The sequence below is a fragment of the Herbiconiux liukaitaii genome, from assembly GCF_041927495.1.
Lineage (GTDB): Bacteria > Actinomycetota > Actinomycetes > Actinomycetales > Microbacteriaceae > Herbiconiux > Herbiconiux liukaitaii.
Map to the genome: position 1 here is coordinate 419,078 of NZ_JBHFHG010000007.1, position 20,831 is coordinate 439,908.

At 70.2% G+C, this 20,831-nt stretch carries 14 protein-coding genes; 5 read left to right on the plus strand and 9 right to left on the minus strand.

What is annotated here, in order from left to right:
- Positions 1–27: 27 nt before the first annotated feature.
- Entirely contained in the window at positions 28–924 is an 897-nt protein-coding gene (locus tag ACEXQC_RS16475; RefSeq protein WP_374824824.1) for an amidase domain-containing protein, read from the minus strand.
- Positions 925–1,354: 430 nt separating this feature from the next.
- Between ACEXQC_RS16475 and ACEXQC_RS16480 the strand changes: the two genes are divergently transcribed.
- The 4 genes from ACEXQC_RS16480 to ACEXQC_RS16495 all read left to right on the plus strand — a co-directional run bounded on the left by ACEXQC_RS16480 (position 1,355) and on the right by ACEXQC_RS16495 (position 5,640).
- Positions 1,355–2,692, plus strand: a complete 1,338-nt coding sequence (locus tag ACEXQC_RS16480) for a quaternary amine ABC transporter ATP-binding protein (protein ID WP_374824827.1) — start codon at positions 1,355–1,357, stop codon at positions 2,690–2,692.
- Positions 2,692–3,570, plus strand: coding sequence for an ABC transporter permease (locus ACEXQC_RS16485; RefSeq protein ID WP_374824830.1), 879 nt, complete (start codon positions 2,692–2,694; stop codon positions 3,568–3,570). Before ACEXQC_RS16480 ends, ACEXQC_RS16485 begins: the two co-directional genes overlap by 1 nt.
- A complete protein-coding gene (locus ACEXQC_RS16490; protein ID WP_374824833.1) occupies positions 3,567–4,469 on the plus strand; it encodes a glycine betaine ABC transporter substrate-binding protein in 903 nt (300 codons plus the stop codon). Before ACEXQC_RS16485 ends, ACEXQC_RS16490 begins: the two co-directional genes overlap by 4 nt.
- Before the next feature lie 94 nt (positions 4,470–4,563).
- A complete protein-coding gene (locus tag ACEXQC_RS16495) occupies positions 4,564–5,640 on the plus strand; it encodes an alkene reductase (protein WP_374824836.1) in 1,077 nt (358 codons plus the stop codon).
- Positions 5,641–5,652: 12 nt separating this feature from the next.
- On the opposite strand, the gene ACEXQC_RS16500 is transcribed toward ACEXQC_RS16495, so the two are convergent.
- From ACEXQC_RS16500 to ACEXQC_RS16535, 8 genes are all read right to left on the minus strand, one after another.
- Entirely contained in the window at positions 5,653–6,609 is a 957-nt protein-coding gene (locus ACEXQC_RS16500; protein WP_374824839.1) for a M15 family metallopeptidase, read from the minus strand.
- A gap of 50 nt (positions 6,610–6,659) precedes the next feature.
- On the minus strand, positions 6,660–7,376 hold the full coding sequence (locus ACEXQC_RS16505) for a helix-turn-helix domain-containing protein (RefSeq protein WP_374824842.1): 717 nt from the start codon (positions 7,374–7,376) through the stop codon (positions 6,660–6,662).
- A 119-nt stretch (positions 7,377–7,495) separates the two neighbouring features.
- Positions 7,496–10,000, minus strand: a complete 2,505-nt coding sequence (locus ACEXQC_RS16510) for an ATP-binding cassette domain-containing protein (RefSeq protein WP_374824845.1) — start codon at positions 9,998–10,000, stop codon at positions 7,496–7,498.
- Positions 10,000–11,199, minus strand: coding sequence for a substrate-binding domain-containing protein (locus ACEXQC_RS16515; RefSeq protein ID WP_374824848.1), 1,200 nt, complete (start codon positions 11,197–11,199; stop codon positions 10,000–10,002). The genes ACEXQC_RS16510 and ACEXQC_RS16515 overlap by 1 nt, the downstream gene beginning before the upstream one ends.
- Complete coding sequence (locus tag ACEXQC_RS16520; protein WP_374824851.1) at positions 11,196–12,281, minus strand: ABC transporter permease; 1,086 nt, start codon at positions 12,279–12,281, stop codon at positions 11,196–11,198. The genes ACEXQC_RS16515 and ACEXQC_RS16520 overlap by 4 nt, the downstream gene beginning before the upstream one ends.
- Entirely contained in the window at positions 12,278–13,669 is a 1,392-nt protein-coding gene (locus ACEXQC_RS16525; protein ID WP_374824854.1) for an amidohydrolase family protein, read from the minus strand. The genes ACEXQC_RS16520 and ACEXQC_RS16525 overlap by 4 nt, the downstream gene beginning before the upstream one ends.
- Before the next feature lie 85 nt (positions 13,670–13,754).
- Positions 13,755–14,984, minus strand: a complete 1,230-nt coding sequence (locus tag ACEXQC_RS16530; protein ID WP_374824857.1) for an amidohydrolase family protein — start codon at positions 14,982–14,984, stop codon at positions 13,755–13,757.
- A 92-nt stretch (positions 14,985–15,076) separates the two neighbouring features.
- The gene (locus ACEXQC_RS16535; RefSeq protein WP_374824860.1) at positions 15,077–16,096 is read right to left on the minus strand and encodes a ketopantoate reductase family protein; all 1,020 of its coding nucleotides are present in this window, start codon (positions 16,094–16,096) and stop codon (positions 15,077–15,079) included.
- A gap of 236 nt (positions 16,097–16,332) precedes the next feature.
- Here ACEXQC_RS16535 and ACEXQC_RS16540 point away from each other — a divergent pair.
- Positions 16,333–20,831 (plus strand): Ig-like domain-containing protein (locus ACEXQC_RS16540; protein WP_374824863.1); only part of this gene is annotated, 4,499 nt, incomplete at its 3' end.

The following is a 20,831-nucleotide window of genomic DNA, read 5'->3' on the forward strand; positions in this document are numbered from 1 at the left end:
GCTCGATCGCGGAGGAGCTCCCGAGCACTACGCGATCGAGTAGAAGTGGGCGGTGCCGCCCGGCTTCTCGACGGTGACCGCGTTGTCGAGATCGCGGTAGGTGGAGTCGAGGGTGTGACCCACCATGGCGATCGAGATCGAGCCGTCGGCGTTCGTGGTGATCTTCGAGATGATCTGCGTGTGGTCGACACCGTTGTCGTTCTGGGGATCCCAGTCGAGCATGACGACGTCGCCGATCTTGAGCTGCGAGCGGTCGGTGAACTCGTAGCGCGTGGTGTCGGGGCGCGAGGCGTAGTAGTCGTCCATGGGGTTGCCGCGGATCCAGCTGAAGCTGTAGTCGCCCGTGGTGGCGTAGTCGCTGTACCAGTCGGCGTTCTGCTCCCAGCCGCGGGCCACCATGGCCTGGTTCACGAAGTTGCCGCAGTCGTTGTCGGAGAAGATGCCCCACTCGGCGAGGTTGTAGTCCTGCCAGTGCTTGAAGGCGTAGGCCATCTGCGAATCGACGGGCGTCTGCACCTCGTAGGTGTACGCGGCTCCCGTGTCGTCCTGGGTGCCGTCCTCGAGCGAGACGGTCACGGGCACCTCGCCCACGACGAAGTTGAAGGAGGCCGGGGTCACGGCCGTGATGGAGCCGTCGGACTCGACACTGAAGGCCTGCGCGGGCTCGGTGCCGAAGGCCACCGAGGTCACGGGGGTCTCGCCGTCGAAGCCCTCGCCCGAGATGCTGACGGTCGTGCCTCCGGAGAGCGCGCCGACGGCCGGCTCGACCGCGTCGACCTGCACCTGGGCGGCGGCGGCCGCGGCATCCGCCGATCCGGCCCCCTCGGCGACCGAGGCTCCCGTGGAGGATCCGGCGGCGCACCCGGTGAGGGTGAGGCCGACGATGGCGGCCATTCCGGCGAGCAGAGACGTGGATCGGGTCATGCGTAGGGGCATTGCCTCATGTCATCACACTTTTATTTGCGTCCCCTATGAGGGGGTCATCCTGCCCACCCGCGCATAACGAATCGATCACGAGATCGACCCCAGCGGATGCCTGACAGTACAGGGTTCTGCGCTCCGGAATCGTCTTCCAGAGGGCTCCATGACCGATTCTCGATTCGCGGGGTCTTGCCAGACTCCGTTATGGTCGGGGTCGCCGACAACCGCCCGTGAGCGGAGTCGGCCAATCCGATCAGTCCGCGTCCCCGGTGCTCAGAGCGAGCAGACCGGGGCCGTACGGGCGGAGAAGTCGACGTGCGCCCGATGGCCCGTCAGGAGTTCCGGATGGCCTCACCAAAGGGGCCCGCGGTTCTCGAACGTCTCCGTCCCGGTCGTCAGCACGGTGCGCTTCTGCGCGCCCTGAGGAGAGAACGTGACCGAATCCGTCGCCCTCGAGGTGTCGAATCTCTACAAGGTCTTCGGCCGTCGCCCTAACGACGCCGTGGAGCGGCTGCGGAACGGCGCCAGCCGCTCCGAGGTCGAGAAGCTCGGCCTGCCCGCCGTCATCGATGCCTCGTTCGCCGTGAGATCCGGGGAGATCTTCGTGGTGATGGGGCTCTCCGGTTCGGGCAAGTCCACGCTCATCCGCATGCTCAACGGGCTGCTCGAGCCCACGGCGGGCACGGTGACCGTGCTCGGCACGGCCATCTCGGGCGCTTCGGCGAAGACCGTGCGCGCCGTGCGGCGCGAGCACATCTCGATGGTGTTCCAGCACTTCGCCCTGCTGCCGCACCGCACCGTGGCCGAGAACGTGGCCTACGGCCTCGAGATCCAGGGTGTCGGATCCGACGCCAGGCGGCAGCGCGCCGACGAGATCCTCGGGCTCGTGGGGCTCGAGGGCTGGGGCGACAAGCTCCCCGGCCAGCTCTCGGGCGGCATGCAGCAGCGGGTCGGCCTCGGCAGGGCTCTCGCGGCCGACACCGACATCCTGCTCATGGACGAGGCGTTCTCCGCCCTCGACCCGCTCATCCGACGCGAGATGCAGGAGCAGCTCGTGGAGCTGCAGGCGAAGCTCGGCAAGACGATCGTCTTCATCACGCACGACCTCAACGAGGCGATGTACCTGGGCGACCGCGTCGCCGTGATGCGCGATGGGCGCATCGTGCAGATCGACACGCCTGAGCGCATCCTCACCGACCCGGCCAACGCCTACGTCGAGCAGTTCGTGCACGATGTGGACCGCGGGCGCGTGCTCACCGCGGCGAGCGTGATGCAGCCCGGTCGCGCGGTGGTCTCGATGTCGGCGGGGCCGCGTGCCGCCATGCGCACAATGCGCGACCTGCAGACCTCCTCGGCGCTCGTGCTGGGCCAGAACCGCACGGTGCTCGGTGCCGTGCGCGACCGCGACGTGATGGAGCTCGTGACCCGCGGCAGCGGCGACCTCGCCGCCGTGCTGCACGGCGACTTCGCCGAGGTGGCCGCGGATGCGCCCATCTCCGATCTCGTGGAGCTGTCGGTCGAGAACCCGCTGCCCGTGGCCGTGGTCGACGACGGGCGGCGCCTGCTCGGCGTCATCCCGCGTGTGACCCTGCTCGCCGCGCTCGGCAACGTGCCCTCGACGGGCGAGCTGCCGATGATCGACCCGCCCGCAACCATCCCCGTCGACGTCGTGACGCAGACCCTGCGGGCCACGGCCGTCACGGGTTCGGGCGCGGATCCCGACATCGCCGCCGCCGAACCGGTCTCCGCTCAGACGGGAGGGGAGCGCTGATGGAATTCCGCCTTCCTCTCGGCGAGTGGGCCGACTCGTTCGTCGATTTCCTCACCGACGTGCTCGGCCCCCTCTTCACGGGCATCAGCACCCTCTTCCGCGGTCTCTACGACGGGGTCGACTTCGTGCTGGCGACTCCCCCGTTCTGGATCGTCATCGTGGTGATCGCCGCCATCGGCGTGCTGCTCCGCGGCTGGGTCTTCGGCGGCGGCACGGCCATCGGGCTCGTCGTCGTCTACGGCGTGGCCCAGTGGGACAACGCCATGGACACCCTCGCCCTCGTGATCGTGGCCGCCGGCATCGCGGTGCTGCTGAGCGTGCCGCTCGGCATCCTCGCCGCCCGCCACAGCACGGCGAGCGCCGTGATCAAGCCGGTGCTCGACTTCATGCAGACCATGCCGGCGTTCGTCTACCTCATCCCGGCGCTCATCCTGTTCCGGGTGGGCGTGGTGCCCGGCATCGTGGCGACGATCATCTTCGCGATGGCGCCAGGGGTGCGGCTCACCGAGCTCGGCATCCGCGGCGTGGACAAGGAGATCGTGGAGGCCGGTTCGGCTTTCGGATCGACTCCCGGCCGCATCCTCCGCCAGATCCAGCTGCCCCTCGCGGCGCCGTCGATCTTCGCCGGCATCAACCAGGTGATCATGCTGTCGCTCTCGATGGTCGTGATCGCCGGCATGGTGGGCGCCGGCGGGCTCGGCAAGGACATCGTGCAGGCGCTCAGCCGGGTCGACGTGGGGCTCGGCTTCGAGGCCGGGCTGAGCGTGGTGATCCTCGCGATCATCCTCGACCGGCTCACCGCGTCGCTCGGCTCCGGGCGGCGGATCCACGCGTCACCCCACAGGACTCACAGCACTCAAAGGAAAGGTAGGAAATGAAGAAGAAGAACATCCTGTCCACCCTGGCTCTCGGAGCCGTGGCCACCCTCGCCCTCGCGGGCTGCTCGGCCGGTGGCGACGCCGACGCCGAGACCGTCGAGAACGGCGACGACTCGGCCCTCACCGTGGGCGTCTTCAACGGCTGGCCGGAGGGCGAGGCCGCCTCGTACCTGTGGAAGCACGTGCTCGAGGAGAAGGGCTACGAGGTCGAGTTCGAGTACGCGGATGCCGGACCCGTCTTCGCCGGCCTCAGCACGGGAGACTACGACGTGGCCTTCGACGGCTGGCTGCCCACCACCCACCAGAGCTTCTTCGACGAGTACGGCGACGACCTCGTGGATCTCGGCGCCTGGAACGAGGACGCCGTGCTCACGATCGCGGTGAACGAGGACGCCCCCATCGACTCGCTCGACGAGCTCGCCGCCAACGCCGACCTGTTCGACAACACCCTCGTGGGCATCGAGCCGGGCGCGGGCCTCACCGAGATCACGGAGGGCGAGGTCATCCCGACCTACGGCCTCGAGGACATGGAGTACGTCACCTCCTCGACCCCCGCGATGCTCGCCGAGCTCACGGCGGCGCTCGACGCCGGTGAGAACGTGGCCGTCACGCTGTGGCGCCCGCACTGGGCCTACGACGAGTTCGGCATCAAGGACCTCGCCGACCCCGAGGGCGCGCTCGGTGGGGCGGAGTCGATCCACTCGGTCGGCAGCACCTCGTTCGAGGAGGACTTCCCCACCCTCGCGGGCTGGGTGAAGGACTTCGAGCTCGACTCGGAGAAGCTCTACTCGCTCGAGAACGCCATGTTCAACAGCGATGCCTCGGCCGGCGACTACGACCGGATCGTGGCGGAGTGGGCCGCCGAGAACCAGGAGTATGTGGACTCCCTGACTCCGTAGTCCCGACGGGAATGATCGACCCCCGTTCGGGGGTTGGGGTCGTGGGCGCTTCGTGCGCTCGCGACCCCTTTCCCGTTGAACAGACAGGTGCTCCATGACCCTCTTCTCCCCGCTCACCGCCGGCGACATCGAACTCCCCAACCGGCTCGTGATGGCCCCCATGACCCGCATGCGCGCCGACGAGCAGGGCGTGCCAGGCGCGCTCATCGCCGAGCACTACGCTCAGCGGGCCAGCATGGGCCTCATCGTGAGCGAGGGCGTGTTCCCGAGCGCCGAGTCGAAGGCCTACCCCGGCCAGCCGGGCATCGAGACGGCCGAGCAGGCCGCGGGCTGGCGCGAGGTCGCGGACGCGGTGCACGCCGCCTCCGGTCGCATCGTGATGCAGCTCATGAACGGCGGGCGCGTGACGCACACCGGCATCACCGGCACCCCGCGCATCGTGGCCCCCTCCGCCATCGCGATCGAGGGCGAGACGAGGCTCGCCGACGGCACCAAGGTGCCCTACGGCGTGCCGCACGCGCTGACCCTCGAGGAGCTCCCCGTGGTGCGCGAGGAGTTCGTGGCCGCCGCCCGCCGCGCCATCGACGCCGGCTTCGACGGTGTCGAGCTGCACGCGGCCAACGGCTACCTGCTGCACGAGTTCCTCTCACCGGCCTCGAACACCCGCACCGACTCCTACGGCGGTTCTCCCGAGGCGCGCATCGCGTTCGTGCTCGAGGTGGCCCGCGCGGTCGTGGAGGAGGTCGGGGCCGGTCACGTCGGCATCCGCATCTCCCCGAGCCACAATGTGCAGGGCGTGATCGAGGACGACGCCGACGACGTGCGCGCCACCTACACCGCCCTCGTCGAGGGCCTCGCGCCGCTCGGCCTGGCGTACCTCAGCATTCTGCACGCCGAGCCGTCGAGCGAGCTCGTGCAGTCGCTGCGCGGCCGCTTCGGCGGAGTCGTGGTGCTCAACACGGGCTTCTCGGTGATGACCACCCGCGACGAGGCGCACGCGATCATGGACGACGGCCTCGCCGACGCCGTGGCCGTGGGCCGCCCCGTGATCGCCAACCCCGACCTCGTGGAGCGCTGGCAGGGCGGCCACCCCGAGAACACGCCGGAGCAGGCCACGATCTACGCCTCGGGCCCCGAGGGCTACATCGACTACCCGCGCCTCAGCGCGTAGGGGCCCGACCCGCTAGTAGGTGGGGGCTGCCGGGAGGCCGAAGAACTCCTCCAGCGTCGAGATGCCCGTCGTGTGCATCTCGGTGGCCAGCGGCACCCCCACCCACCGGTAGTGCCAGGGCTCGAACTCGTAGCCCGTCACGTCCGTCTTGCCCTCGGGGTAGCGCAGCACCCAGCCGAACCGGTAGGCATTGGCGGCGAGCCACTGGCCGGCCGTGGTCTCGGCGAAGCAGCGGCCGTCGGTGGAGCAGCCCGACACGGTGTCGAGGATGTCCATGGCCATGCCGGTCTGGTGCTCGCTGTAGCCGGGCCGAGCGCTCGTGAGATCGGCGCCGGCCTGGCCGAGCGAGTTCACGTAGTAGTCGTAGGCGCGCACCTGCACGCTGTAGTCGCGGTAGCCGCTCTGCGCCACCATCTGCACCCCGGTCTCGGCCATTCCCACCTGGAACATCTCATCGAGCGACGCGGCGGCATCCGCCCGCATCTGGTAGCCGTTGGGGTTCGGCATGTCGGCCGGGAGATCGACGAGGTCGGGCGGCGAGTAGTCGGCGGCGCCCGGGATGGGCCGGAGCTTGTTCACCACGAACCACGGGCTCGTGGGGTCGTCGATCGAGAGCGCGGCGCGGTCGAACGCGGGGGGCTCGACGGGCGGCGGCGTGGGCACGGGCGCTGGGGTGAATTCAGGTGAGGGGATGGGCGGCACGGTAGCAGACGGAGTCGGGGAGACGGCCGGTGTCGTGCTCGACACCGAGGTGGTGGCGACCCCGCCGCCCGGCTCCGCGCCGAAGCCCCAGACGCCGGCGGCCACGAGGGTGCCCGCCGCCACGACGGCCGCGACCAGTACGGTCGCCCCCGCCGCCAGCAGCGCTCGGCGCGAATTCGCCCGCCTCCTGGCGTCGCGCAGCTGAGCCCGCGACCCCTGCGAGCTCCCCCTCGACGCGCTCCCCTTCGGCACAGTCCCCTTTGACACGGTCCCCCTCGACACGTTCCCCCTCGACACCGCGCCAGCCTAGCGCGGGGTCAGCTGGGGAAGGGGGGTGGGGTGGTCCCCCCGAAGCGGATGCCGGTGGCGGCACCGCCGATCTCCGTGAGGCGCTTGGCGATCTCGTGCGGGTGCCCGTAGCCGTGGCGGCCCACGACGGCCCAGAGCGAGATGCAGTCGATGTCGTAGGGATTGACGATGCGGTGGGGCACCGAGGCCTCGAAGGTGAGGCTGTCGCCCGGCTGCACGGTGTCCCTGTCGAAGCCCACCTGCAGATCCATCTGCCCGCTCATCACGTGCATGTACTCCCACCCCGTGTGCCGCATCATGTTGTCGGCCGGGCACGACTCGCTGCCGGGCGAGTAGGTGACGCGCACGAACTCCACGAGGGGGTCGTCGGTGGGCGTGAGCCGCTCCCAGCGCACACCGCCGATGCGGATGTCGGGGGCGGCGGCCGCGCGCTGCAGGCCCGGGATGCCCACACTCGTGAGCCGCCGGAATCCGGAGGCCCCCAGGGAATCGGGGCACGGAGAGGGCGCACCGGTCGCCGACCCGCTCTCGGCGCCGAGCAGCGCGTCGAGCGAGAGGTCGAGCTCGGAGACGATCGTCCAGAGCGTGCCCATCGAGGGCATCGCCCTGCCGAGCTCGACCTGCGAGAGGAAGCTGGCCGAGACGCCCACCCTGCTGCCGAGCTCCCGCAGCGAGAGCCCCTGGGCCTGACGGACCACGCGGATGCGCTCGCCCACCTGGGACACGCTCCTGTCCTGATCCGGCCGATCCTGACCCGGACGATCCTGATCCGGCCGACCCTGATCCGGCCGACCCTGATCAGACTCCGCGCCCGTTCTCTCCATGGCCGAACCCTACTACCCGGTCACGCCTCGGGTATCCGCCGTCGGCGTCGCAGCCGCACCGCCATGGGCAGCACGGCGGCCACGAGCACGAACAGGCCCTGCAGCCAGTACTGCCACGAGAGGTTGACGCCGAGGAACGGCAGAGCGCTCGTGATGGTCTGCAGCAGCAGTGCCGCCGCGGCCACCGCGAGGGCCGAGCCCGATCCACCGAAGATGCTCACACCGGCGATGACGATCGCGGTCACCGAGGTGAGGGTGAAGGCCTGGGCGGCCCCCGCGTCTCCGATGCCGGTCTTCGTGTAGAGCACCACACCGGCGACGGCCGCGAGCACGCCGGAGGCGACCGTGGCGGCGAGCCGCATGCGGTTGACGTTCACACCCATGCGGTTGGCCTTGACGGCGTCGGACCCTGCGGCCCTGAAGCCCCGCCCGAGGCCGGTGTTGTTGAGGCCAAGCCACAGCAGCACGGCGATGACGACCGCCACCACGAGCACGAGCGGGATGCCGGCGATGGCCGTGCCGAGCGCCGTCATGAGATCGGTGCTCGCCTGCCCGCCCGGTTGGGGGCGCAGCAGCTGCGCCCCACCGAGCACGGCGATCGACGAGACGAGGGTGGCGATGACGGGCGGCATGCCGAGCCTCGTGATGAGCACGCCGTTGACGACACCCACCACAGCCCCTGCCGCGATCGCCACCACCACCCCGAGCGCGAGCAGGCCGGGGCCGCCCCCGCCGAAGAACGAGACGATGACCGCCGAGAGCGCCACGACCGATCCGATGGAGAGGTCGATGCCGCCCGTGATGACGACCGCCAGCTGGGCGAGGCCCACGAGGATGAGGATCGACGCCGTCGCTAGCAGCTGCCCGAGACTCAGCGGGCTGAGGAACGACGGTGCGATGCCGGTGGTCACGAGGGCGAGCACGATCGTGATGAGCAGGATCGAGACGGTCTGCACCTCGCCGCGCTGGTAGAACGGCAGGCCCTTCTTGGAGGTGAGCTCCGCCGCATCCGCGTCGTCGTTGATCGAGGTCTCGGTGGCGAGCACCGCGGCCCCCGTGATCTCGCGCTCGGTGAGACGTTCGCCTTCGAGCTCGGCCTGCACCCGGCCGCGGGAGAACACCACGACCCGGTCGCACAGGCCCTCCAGCTCCACGGCGTCGGTGGAGAGGATGACCACGGCCACCCCGTCGTCGGCCATGGCGCGGAGGAAGGAGTAGATCTCGACCCTGGCGCCCGCATCCACACCCTGGGTGGGGTCCTCGACGAGCAGCACGGTGGGGCTGCCGAGCCTGGCGCGTGCGAGCAGAACCTTCTGCTGACTGCCGCCGGAGAGCGAGGTGATGGGCGTCTCGATGGTGGGGGTCTTCACGGCGAGGCCGCCGATGGCCTCGTGCACGAGGCGGTTCTCGAGCGCCGGCGACACGAAGCCGGCCGGCATGGCCTGGCGGAGGTTGGGGGCGATCACGTTCTCGCGCACGCTCAGCTGCCCGAACATCGCCTCGCCGAGGCGGTCGCCGGGAAGGGTCACGATGCCGGCGGCGGTCGCCCGCTTCGAGCTGTGGCCGCGCAGCTCCTGGCCGTTCAGGCGCAGGGAGCCCGTTCCGCGCACGGCTCCGGCGAGCGCCTTCATGAAGTCGCGCTGGCCGTTGCCCTCGACTCCCGCGAGGCCCACGATCTCGCCGCCGCGGGCCACGAAGTCGATGTCGCGGAAGGCGCGACCGGTGTAGCCGGAGGTGCTGAGCACCTCGCGGCCGGGGGCCGAGGCCTTCTCGGGGAACGTGGTCTCGAGGGAGCGGCCCACGATGAGCTCCACGATCTGGTCGGCCGTGTACGAGGCCACGTCGCCGCGGCCCACCACCCGGCCGTCGCGGAGCACGGTCATGCGGTCGGCGATCTCGAGCACCTCGGGGATGCGGTGGGTGATGTAGACCACGCCGGCGCCCTTGGCGAGCAGCTCGTGCACCTGGGCGAAGAGCCACGCGGTCTCGTCGGCGCCGAGCGCCTCGGTGGGCTCGTCGAGCACGAGCACCTTGGGGTCGGAGGCGAGGGCCGCGGCGATCTCCACGAGGTGGGCCTCGCGCTGCGAGAGCGCCGAGACGCGCTGTCGCACGTCGATCTCGAGGCCGAGGCGGGCGAAGAGCTCTGCTGTCCACGCGGTGGCTGCCCGGCGGGCGGGGCGCACCGCCTCGGGCAGCAGCAGGAGCATGGCGTCGACCACCGAGAGGGAGGGCGCGAGCGCGGGGATCTGGTAGACGATCGCGAGGCCGCGCTCACGGGCGTCGCGCGGGAACATGCGGGGCTGGGAGACCCCGCCGAGGCCGATCGTCCCTGAATCGGGGACGACCGACCCGGCGGCGATGCCGACCAGCGTCGATTTGCCCGCTCCGTTCTCGCCGAGGATCGCGTGCACCTCCCCGGGGAGCACGGCGACGTCGACGTCGTCGAGTGCGCGCACCCCGGGGTACTGCTTTCCGATTCCCGCGAGGGTGAGGAGCGGCTCTTGCCGGTCAGCTGTCTCGTTCATCAGTTCGCGAACGTCTTCTCTACTTCTTCGGGCGTGAGCAGCGACGACGGCGAGCCGTCGGCGGGAGCGTCGGCCGCGCAGACCTCGGAGGGGGTCTTGGCGCCCTCGGTCGACCCTGAGGAGTCCTCCGAGAGGGAGAGGTCGTAGATCGAGGGCTCGGTGTCCGAGGTGCCCGAGAGCGAGGCGATGGCCTTGCGGAGGGCCACCCGGCCCACCCAGGTGCGCGACGAGACCGTGGCGAGCTCGTACGACGGGTTGGAAGCCTTGAGCTCGTCGAAGCCGCAGCTCAGGCTGTTCTGGTCGGTCGTGGCGATGGGGGGCAGCGAGATGCCTGCCGCCTGGTACGCGCGGATGACACCGTCGGTGGATGCGCCGTAGTCGGAGATCACGGCGTCGATCTGCGGGTACTGCGAGAGCAGTCCGCTCATCGCCTGCTGGGCCTGTGCCGGGTCCCAGTTGGTGGTGACGGGCTCATCCGTGAGCAGGGTGATCTGCGGGTTGTCGGCGAAGACCTCCTTGACCCCCTCGAGCTCCTGCGACGAGACGGCGCTGCCCGCGGGCCCGCCGAGGAAGGCGACGTTGCCGCCCGCGTCGCCGAGCTGGTCGACGACCCACTGGGCCCAGGTCTTGCCGCTGAACTGAGGCGACCAGTCGGTGTAGTCGAGGTAGTCGGCGCCTGCCGAGCCCTCGGGGTCGGAGGCGAACGCCACGACGGTCGATCCGGACTGCACGGCGCTGCGGAGCGCCGAGAGGTGGGCTTCACCCGGGCCGGCATCCGGGATGACGAGCACCACGTCGGTGCCCTGGGCCGCCATGCTCGTGATGGCGGCGGTGGTGGCCTGCAGGTCGCCGCGGCCGGCCGCGAACTCGACGCTCGTGATGGCGGGGCAGAGGGCCGCTTCGGCCTCGATCTCGGCCAGCACGGTCTTCGACCACGAGTTGGTGCCGAAGCCGTCGACGACTCCCACGGTGATCTCGCCCTCCTCGGGGCAGATGTCCTCGATGCTCGCGAACTCGTCCATGGTGCCGACCTTGCCGACGGCGATGTCGGCACCGCCCGAGGCGGTGGGGGCCGCTGCGCCACCGGCATTGGTGGAGGAGCAGCCGCCGAGCAGCACGGCGAGGGCTGTGACGGTGAGGGCGCTGCCGACGGCGAGTGCCGCCCGCCTGCGGGGTGTGATGGTGCGTGCTGTGTTCATGAGTGTGACTCCTCTTCGAGTGCGGTGTTCTTTCGGGATGGTCTGGTGCCGAACATCGAGCGCAAGCGCGATGTGTTCCCGCCGCCGAGCTTGATCTGCACGACGATTCCGACGGCGATGATCACGGCCTGGATGATGTTCTGGGCAGCGGTGGTCTGGGTGAAGGTCTGCACGAGCTGGCCGAGCTGACCGAGGAAGAGCGCGCCGAGGGCGGTGCCGACGACGCTGCCCTTGCCGCCCGTGAGCGCGGTGCCGCCGAGCACGACGGCCGCGATGGAGGGCAGCAGGTAGGCGTCGCCCGCGGTGAGGGTGGGCGAGCGCAGGAGGCCGGCGAGCAGCACTCCGCAGCACGCCGCGAGCAGCGCCGAGAGCGTGTAGGCCCCGATGACGTAGCCGTTCGGCGAGAGCCCGATGGAGCGCGCCGCCCTGGGGTTGGCGCCCACGAGCTCGAAGCGGCGGCCGACCCGCAGCGACTTGAGCACGACGTGCACGACGAGCACCACGATGGTGGCGATGATCGCGAGCACGGGGATGCCGATCCAGCGCGAGAGCGAGAACTCCGAGAGCGAGTCGACGACCTGGCCGCCGTAGCCGCCGGAGACGGCCTGCACGGTGCCCACCATGAGCGCGTTGCTCGCGATCGTGACCACGAGCGGCGGCAGGCCGAACAGCGAGATCACGAGACCGCTCAGCAGACCGAAGAGCGCCGGCACCACGAGCGCCACCACGATGGCGAGACCGATGCCGAGCTGGTCGGGGCCGCCGAACTTCGCCACGATGAGCGCGCCGAGCGTGATGGCTCCCGCCACCGAGAGGTCGAGGCCGCCCTGCATGATCACGAGGGTCTGACCGATGGCCACCACGGCGGTGAGGGCGGCGAACGGCAGCATCGACGACATCGCGGTGGCCGACACGCTGCCGGGAGCGATCAGCGGGCTGACCGCGAAGAGCACGACCACGGCGATGAGGGCGCGCGCCGCGGGCCACGACGCCACCCTCGCCCACGGGGTGATGGGCTTGATGCTCGGCCGCTCCGGGGAGGAGCCGAGCGGGGCGGTCGCGCCGCGCGTGCCCATCGTCATGCGTGCACGACCCCGGGGTGCCAGGCGCCGTCGACCGAGGCCTCCGGCATCTGCGACAGGATGTAGTCGCGAGCGTTCGCCGCGTCGTCGCGGAGGGCCTTGACGTCGACGCCCACGAGAGCGCCGGCGCGCTTCTTCACGACACCGTCGACCACGACGTCACTGACCAGGCCGGGGTGGGCGTTGTAGACGATGCTGCCGAACGGGTTGTTGAGGGGCGACATGGCGAGCGATCCGCCGCTCACCACGATCACGTCGGCGGCCTTGCCCACCTCGAGCGAGCCGGTGATGCCGCCGAGGCCCGCAGCGTTGGCGCCGTCGAGGGTGGCGAACTGGATGACGTCGGCGCAGTGCAGCCCGATCCGCTCGATCACGGCGCCTGCCGCCACGAGCGCCTCGTTGTCGGCCGCGCGCTGCAGGCCGATGGCCGTGCGCATGGTGCCGAACATGTCGCCGCCGTTGGAGGAGCAGACGTCGATGGAGAAGGAGGGGCGCACTCCCGCGGCGAGCAGGCGGCCGGTGGCGGGGTAGCCGTGGCCCATCTGCGCCTCCACATCCGGAGCCACCGAGGCCGAGCCGCCGCTCGCCGCGATGATCCGCAGCTCCTCGTCGCTCAGCGTGGTGCAGTGCACGTAGGTGATGGTGTCGGAGAGCAGGCCGTCCTCCTGCATCATGATGATCGGGCGCATCTTGCCCCAGTGGCCGTCGCCGACGTGCACGGTCACCCGCAGGTCGAGGTCCTTGGCCAGGGCGAAGTCGGCGCGGTTGACCTCGCGCGTGGTGAACTGCGGGCCGCGGAGCGCGAGGGCCATGGTGACGAGGCCGTCGTTCGAGGCGAAGTGCTCGGTGCGCAGGCGCGTGGCGTCGTCGCGCGGGTGCTCGACGGGCGAGGGCATGACGCCGCCCCACTGCGCGGCGCCGCCGCCGTGGGCGAAGACGGCGCGCATGCCCGTGTCCTCGAGCGCCTTGACCGCGGCGTCGGCGTGATCGGTGGTGCGCAGGTTGTGCGACCAGTCCACGAGGGTCGTGATGCCGGAGTCGAGGGCTTCGAGGCTGCCGAGGTAGTTGCTCGTGTAGGTGTCCTCGGGCCGGAAGTGCTTGCTGAGGCCCACGTGCAGGCCCACCATGTACTCGTCGAGCGACCAGTCGGAGGCGATGTTGCGCACGATGGCCTGCCAGGTGTGGCGGTGCGTGTCCACGAAGCCCGGCATCACGATGCTGCCGGCGGCATCGATGATCTCGGCTCCCGCGGGCGCCTCGAGGCCCTTGCCGATCTCGGCCACCTTGCCGTCGCGGATCAGCACGTCGGTGTCGGCGAGGGCGGCGTCGGTGGCGATGCCGGTGAGGACGGTGCCTCCGGTGATGAGGATGTCTCTCGAGTCGGTCATGGTGTGCTCCTTCGGATGCTGCGGGTCGTGCGGGGAGGGACGGGGGCGGGGTGCCTGGAGGGGGGCCCGGAGGTGGGCGGGGCCATCAGGCCCGTTCCCGGTAGAGCGGGATGTCGACGGGCGGCTGCGGGATGAAGCCGCCGTTCCGATCCATCTGCTCGTAGAGGTGGTCGTGCGAGGCGCGGGTGCGCGCGAGGGCGGCCTCGACATCGACGTGCACGAGACGGCCGTGGCGCTTCACGATGCGGCCGCCCACCAGCACGGTGTCGACGGTGCCCGAGTTGGTCTGCGCGATCACGGCGCCGGTGGGGTCGCGGCGGTTCCAACCGGCCTGGCTGATGCCGCTCATGTCGAGCAGCACGATGTCGGCGCGCTTGCCGGGGGTGAGCGATCCCACCTCGTGGCCCACGCCGGCCGCCGTCGCGCCGTTCTGCGTGATCCAGCGGAGCGCATCCTTCGTGGTCCACCGCATCTCCTGCGGGGCCACGAGCCGCTCGTAGCCCGCGGCGTCGTCGCGCCACCTGGTGGCCTGCAGCACGAGGCGGGCGTGGGAGAGCAGGTCGCCGCTGTCACCGCTCACGCAGTCGATGCCGAGGCTCGGGCCAGGGGTGAACTCGGTGGCCTCGCGGATGGCGGGGAACCCCATGCCCATCTGCATCTCGGTCTCGGCGCACACCGACACCGCGGTGCCCGTGCCGCGCAGCAGCTCCCACTCTTCGGCCTCCACCGCGGCGACGGGGGCGATGGGCAGTTCCTGCGGCGCCATGCCGAAGCGCAGCGGCTGCGACTCGTCGCGGAAGTACTGCTCGCGGATCTCGCGGGCGAGCCGGGCGCGCGGCTCGAAGGCGGCGGGGTCGGCCACGCCCTCGCGGCCACCGGCGCTCTCGGACCAGGTGTTCGAGGTGACGGGCGACATCCCGTGCCCGTAGAGCCCGCCGATGCCCGCGTCGAGCAGCCCCGAGACGGCGCCGTGCGCGCACTCGGGGTCGAGGATGTTGTGGCAGTAGTCCACGAGCGAGGTGATGCCGCTGTTGAGGGCATCGAGCGCGCCGGCGTAGTTGCCCACGTACATGATGGCGATCATCTCGGGGGCGTCGATGACCTCGGCGGACGAGGCGGCCGCGGCCAGCTCGCTCTCACCGGTCTCGGCCGACACGGCGCTCACGGCCACGATGCGACCGTGCTCCACGAGGATGTCCGCCCGCTCGAGATCGCCGATCAGCGGGTCGACGCTCGCCACGGCGGCACCACGGATGAGGAGGCGCCCCGAACCCTGCGCCTGGGCGCGGGTCGCGGGTGCGAGGTCTTCAGCCATGATTCTCCTCATCGAGCAAGCTGGTCGTACTCAGTATGTGAACACTGATCAACAGTGTCAAGTAGGGCTTTACTTATAGATGCAGTAACTGTTCACGAAGGATCGCGGAGCAGCGCCTCGTTCTGCGGGCCGATGGCGAGTTCGCCCGCCTCGATGCGCTCCGCGAGCTCCACCACGAGCCGGTTGAACGGTGCGGGCTCGTCGATGGCCGCGAGCTCGGCCACCACGAGCCCGTTGATCTCGCCGACCTCGCTTCGGCGGCCCTTGAGCCAGTCCTGCAGCGAGGTGGTCTTCGTGTCGGGCAGCGAGAACGTGGTGAGCACGACCTCGAACAGGTGCTCGGCGAAGGCATCCGGATCGCCCACGTTCTCGTCGCCCATGCCGAAGATGGGCCGGATGCGGCTGCCGCTCGCCACCGCGGCCCGCACGGCCTCCTTGCCGCAACCGAGCATGAAGTCGTACATGCCGGGCGCCTCGGCGGCCGTGTTGAGCTCGAGACCCAGGATGGCGGAGGGCACGAGCTCGGCCGCGTTCACCACGAGCTTCATCCACTTCGACGAGCGGATGTCGTCCGACACCTCCACGGTGCCCGCGTGCCGCAGCACCGCCGCGACCTCCTCCGCCCGCGCCTGCGCGGCCGGAGTGAGCCCGCCCACCGCGAACCACGTCTCCTCCGGCGGGTTCTGCCGGTTGGTGATGCCCGGCTCCCACATGTTCGAGGCGAGCTCGATGACCGCGCCGATGGTGCGCTCGATGCCCACCACGTCGGCCATGTCGTCGATCGACATGCCGTTCTGCAACCCGACCACGAGGCTGCTCGGCTTCAGCAGGGGCTTGATGAGCTCGCACGCCCACCGGGTGTCGTAGGCCTTGACCCCCACGAACACGATGTCGAAGCGATCGCGGAGCGTGGCGACCTCGCACAGGTCGAAGACGGGAACCCGGGTCACCTCGGTGCGGTCGGGCAGGCGCACCTCGATGCCGCGCTCCCGGATGGCGGCCACGTGCGCCGGCCACTGCTCGATGAACGTGACGTCGAGCCCCGCGTTGGCCATGTCCGCACCGATGCCGGCGCCGTTGGCGCCCGTTCCCAGCACTGCGATCTTCGTCATCGAATCGTCGCCTCCCACCGTGCAGGCGGCGCCATCATCAGCGCCTGTCACATCACGGTACACATTCGTTGTGAAGTGATACTACACATCTGGAGTGTCAATGGGGAGTTCTCCCCGTCCTCCGAGGCCGTCGCCGTGAAGTCACGCCCGTCGGCCGTGTTTGAATGAATCGACGATTCGGGGACCGTGTGAGGCTGTTCGAGACCATCCGCCGCCACAAAGCGACCAGTGCTTCTGTGGCCACCATCGTGGCGCTCTCCGTGGGCATCGCCACGATGGCCTTCGTGTACGAGGGCGTGGAGACGGCCGACGTGGAGCTCAACGACGGCGGCGTGTGGGTCACGAAGCCCTCCGGCCTGCTGCTCGGCCACCTCAACTACCCCGCTCAGGTGATCGACGGTGGCCTCCGCACCGGCTCGAACGATTTCGACGTGCTGCAGCAGGGCGACACCGTGCTCATGCTCGACAAGTCGGGCGCCACCCTCACGCCGGTCAACCCCATGACGGTCGCGCTCGAGACACCCGTGAACCTGCCGCCTCAGGCCTCCGTCTCGCTCGGCGGGCCCACCGTCTCCCTCCTCGACGGCGAGACCGGCTTCCTCTACTCCAGCCCCGCAGCTCAAGCCGGGTCGTTCGTGATCGACCCCGAGGAGCCGCTCGCCGAGCTCGGCGCGGGATCGGCGGCGGTCACCGATGTCGACGGCAACATCCACGCCCTCTCCTCCTCGTCGAACGCCCTGCTCACCTTCGCGCTCGACGAGACCGGCGCGCTCGCGGAGGAGCCCACGAGCGCGGCCCTGCCCGAGATCGAGGAGGGCACGCCCATCGCTCTCACCACGGTCGGCGACCAGGCCGTGCTCTTCGACTCCTCCTCCGGCACGGTGTACCTGCCGGGTGGCTCCACGGTGGAGGTGCCCGAGGCCGAGGGCGGCAGGGTGCAGGATGCCGGGCCGGCGAGCACCGACGTGCTCATCGCCTCCGAGACGGCGCTCATCCGCCAGCCGCTCGACGGCGGGGCCGCCACGATCGTGCAGACGTCAGGTGAGCCTGGTGAGCCCGCTCAGCCGGCGTTCCTCAACGGATGCGCGTACGCGGCCTGGGCCGGATCCGGGGACTACCTCCGTGACTGCTCCGGCGACGCCAACGACATCGAGCAGAAGATCGACGGCCTCGCCGCCAACGCCGAACTCCGCTTCCGCGTGAACCGCGACGTCATCGTCCTCAACGACCTCTCGACCGGAGTCGTGTACCTGGTGAACCAGGACATGAAGAAGGTCGACAACTGGGACGACATCGCACCGCCCCCCGAAGAGAGCGACTCCGAAGAGGAAGAGGACTCCACCGAGGAAGAGCTGCAGGTGCTGCTCCCCGACCGCACCGAGGAGAACACTCCCCCGGAGGCCGTCGACGACGACTTCGGCGTGCGCGCCGGCCGCACCGTCATCCTCCCCGTGCTCGACAACGACATCGACCCCGACGGCGACGTGCTCACCGCCACCCTCGACGGCGGCCAACCCGTCATCGGCGAAGTCCAGCGCATCCTCAACGGAGCCGCCCTCCAGATCGTGGTCTCGGGCGACGCAACGGGCACCGGCCGCTTCAGCTACCGGGTCGACGACGGCCGCGGGGGGAGCGACACCGCCGTGGTCTCGCTGACCGTGCGCGAGGACAGCGAGAACACCCAACCCGACCAGAAGCGCGTCTCCGACGTGCTCACCGAGGTGGGCGCGACCGTGCGCCACAACGTGCTGCCGGACATGATCGACCCCGACGGCGACGACCTCTTCGTGCTGAGCGCCTCCACGGGCACCGAGGATCAGGTGCAGTTCCGGCCGGACGGCGAGATCACGTTCACGAGCATCTCGACCGACACCGGTCCGAAGGACGTGACGGTGGTGGTCTCCGACGGCCGCTCCGAGACCGAGGCCACCGTGACGTTCCAGGTGCGCGATGTGGGCGCCCTCGCCCCGATCACCAACATCGACCTCGTGGTGACCACGGTCGGGGAGCGCGTGACGGTGGCGCCGCTCGACAATGACCTCAGCCCCTCGGGTGCGCCGCTGCGGCTCGCCAAGGTCAACGAGACCCCCGGCGGGCTCATCGAGGCGGACTACACCACGGGCATCTTCGGCTTCACGGCCGCGGCGGCCGGCCAGTACTACGTGCAGTACCTGGCCTCCGACGGCCCCAAGACCGCCGAGGGGCTCGTGCGCGTCGACGTGGTGGAGAACGACGACTCCGAGGATCCGCCGATCGCGGTGCGCGACACCGCCCAACTGCCCACGGGCCGATCGACGCTCGTCAACGTGCTCTCGAACGACACCGATCCGAACGGCGGCATCCTCGCCGTGCAGTCGGTGCAGGTGCCCGCCGATGCTCCGGTCAGCGTGGAGGTGCTCGAGCACGAGATCCTGCGCATCACGGACAGGGGGCTCACCGCCCCGATCACCATCACCTACGCGGTGTCGAACGGGGTGGCCTCGGCCAAGGGCGAGGTCTTCATCACGCCCATCCCGGCCCCCGAGCAGCTGCAACCGCCCGTGGCCGTCGACGACACGGTCACCGTGCGGGCGGGTGACGTGGCCACCATCCCCGTGCTGGCCAACGACTACCACCCGAACGGCGACACCATCACCCTGTCGCCCACACTCATCGAGCCCGTGCTCGACCCGGCCGACGGCGAGATCTTCGTGGCCGAGGACGTCGTGCGCTTCAAGGCCGGCACCGAGGCCAAGACCGTCTACGCCACCTACGAGGTCGTCGACTCGCAAGGGCAGAAGGATGCCGGATACGTCACCATCCGCATCGTGGCTCCCGACGCGGGCAACAATTCCCCGCCCAGGCCGCAGGACGTGACCATCCGGGCGCTCCAGGGCACGAGCGTGCGCATCCCGATCCCGCTCGACGGCATCGACCCGGACGGCGACTCCGTGCGCCTCATCGGCCAGGACTCCGCTCCCGCGAAGGGGCGGATCACCGAGGTCGGCGAGGCCTGGCTCGTGTACGAGGCCTACCCCTCCTCGCTCGGCACCGACACGTTCACCTACGAGGTGCGCGACAAGCTCGGCGCGAGCGCCACGGCCACGGTGCTCGTGGGCATCATCCCCTCGAGTGAATCGAACCAGCCGCCCTACGCGCTCAAGGACGTCTCCGCGGCGAGGCCGGGCCGCACCCTCGCGGTCGACGTGATGGCCAACGACACCGACCCCGACGGCGATCCCATCGCCATCCGAGAGAACGGCCTCGAGGTGCCAGAGGGCATCGAGGCGACGGTCGAGGGCGGTCGCGTCATGGTCACGGCTCCCGACCGGCCCGGCGACTACACCCTGCTCTACACGATCGTGGACCGCTGGGGGGCCACGGCCATCGGCACCCTGCTGCTCTCGGTGAGCCCGGATGCGCCTCTCGCCACGCCCATCGCGCGCGACGACTCCGTGCCCACCGCCGACGCCCTCGACCGGCCCTTCGTCGACATCGACGTGCGGGCCAACGACGACGACCCCGACGGCATCATCGACGAACTGACCGTCTCGGTTCCCGTGACCGCCCCGAACGCCACGGCCTCGGCCATCGGCGACGGACTCGTGCGGATCGAGCTGCTGCCGGTCTCGCAGATCATCACGTACACGGTCACCGACCAGGATGCGCAGAGCGCCTCGGCGTTCGTCTACGTGCCGGGCATCGACGAGATGGGCCCTGTGCTCCGGCCGGGCATCGAACCGATCGTCGTGAACGACGGCGAGACCGCGTCGATCGAGCTCGAGGACTACGTGCTCGTGGCCGCGGGCAAGACCGCGCGCATCACCGAGGCCGCCACCGTGCGCGCGTCGATGGCGAACGGCGACGACCTGCTCGTCGACGAGAACTCGATGGTCTACACCCCGAAGGCCCGCTACGACGGCCCGGATGCGCTGAGCTTCGAGGTCACCGACGGCACCGGCCCCGATGACCCCGCGGGCAAGAAGTCGATGATCGTCATCCCCATCGAGGTCGTCTCCGACTACAACACCCCGCCCGTCTTCGTGGGCGCCTCGGTCGACGTGGCAGCCGGCGACGGCGAGGGCACCGTGGATCTGCGTGCGAACTCGAAGGATCCCGACGAGGGCGACCTCGAGGCGCTGTCGTTCACGATCGCCGAGAAGGAGGCCGCCGACGTCTCGGCTCGCATCGACGGAGCCACGCTCGTGGTGAGCGCCGCCGCGAACGCCGCCCGTGCGCCCTCCGCCATCCAGGTCGAGGTGTCGGACGGCGTGAACCCGCCCGTGCGCGGCACGGTCATCGTCAATGTGCTCTCCACCACGCGCAACCCGCCGTCGGCCACCGACGATGTCGTGCCGCAGGCGAACCAGGGGCAGACCGTCTCGGTGCCCGTGCTCGCGAACGACTACAACCCGTTCCCCGAGACCCCCCTCACCATCACCGAGACCGTCGTGGAGACGGGCAACGGCACGGCCGAGGCGACCGGATCGGACGTGGCGGTCACCCCCGCGGCCGACTTCGTGGGCACCATGGTGGTGCGCTACACGGTGCAGGACGCCACCGGCGATGCCTCGCGCACGGCCGAGGGTCGCATCCGCTTGACGGTGCAGGGTCGCCCGAATGCTCCCTCGACCCCGACGGTGACGAGCATCCAGGACCGCACGGTCGTGCTCTCCTGGACCCCACCGGTCAACAACGGCGCCGAGATCACCGGCTACACCGTGACCAGCCAGAACGGCTTCACCCAGCAGTGCGC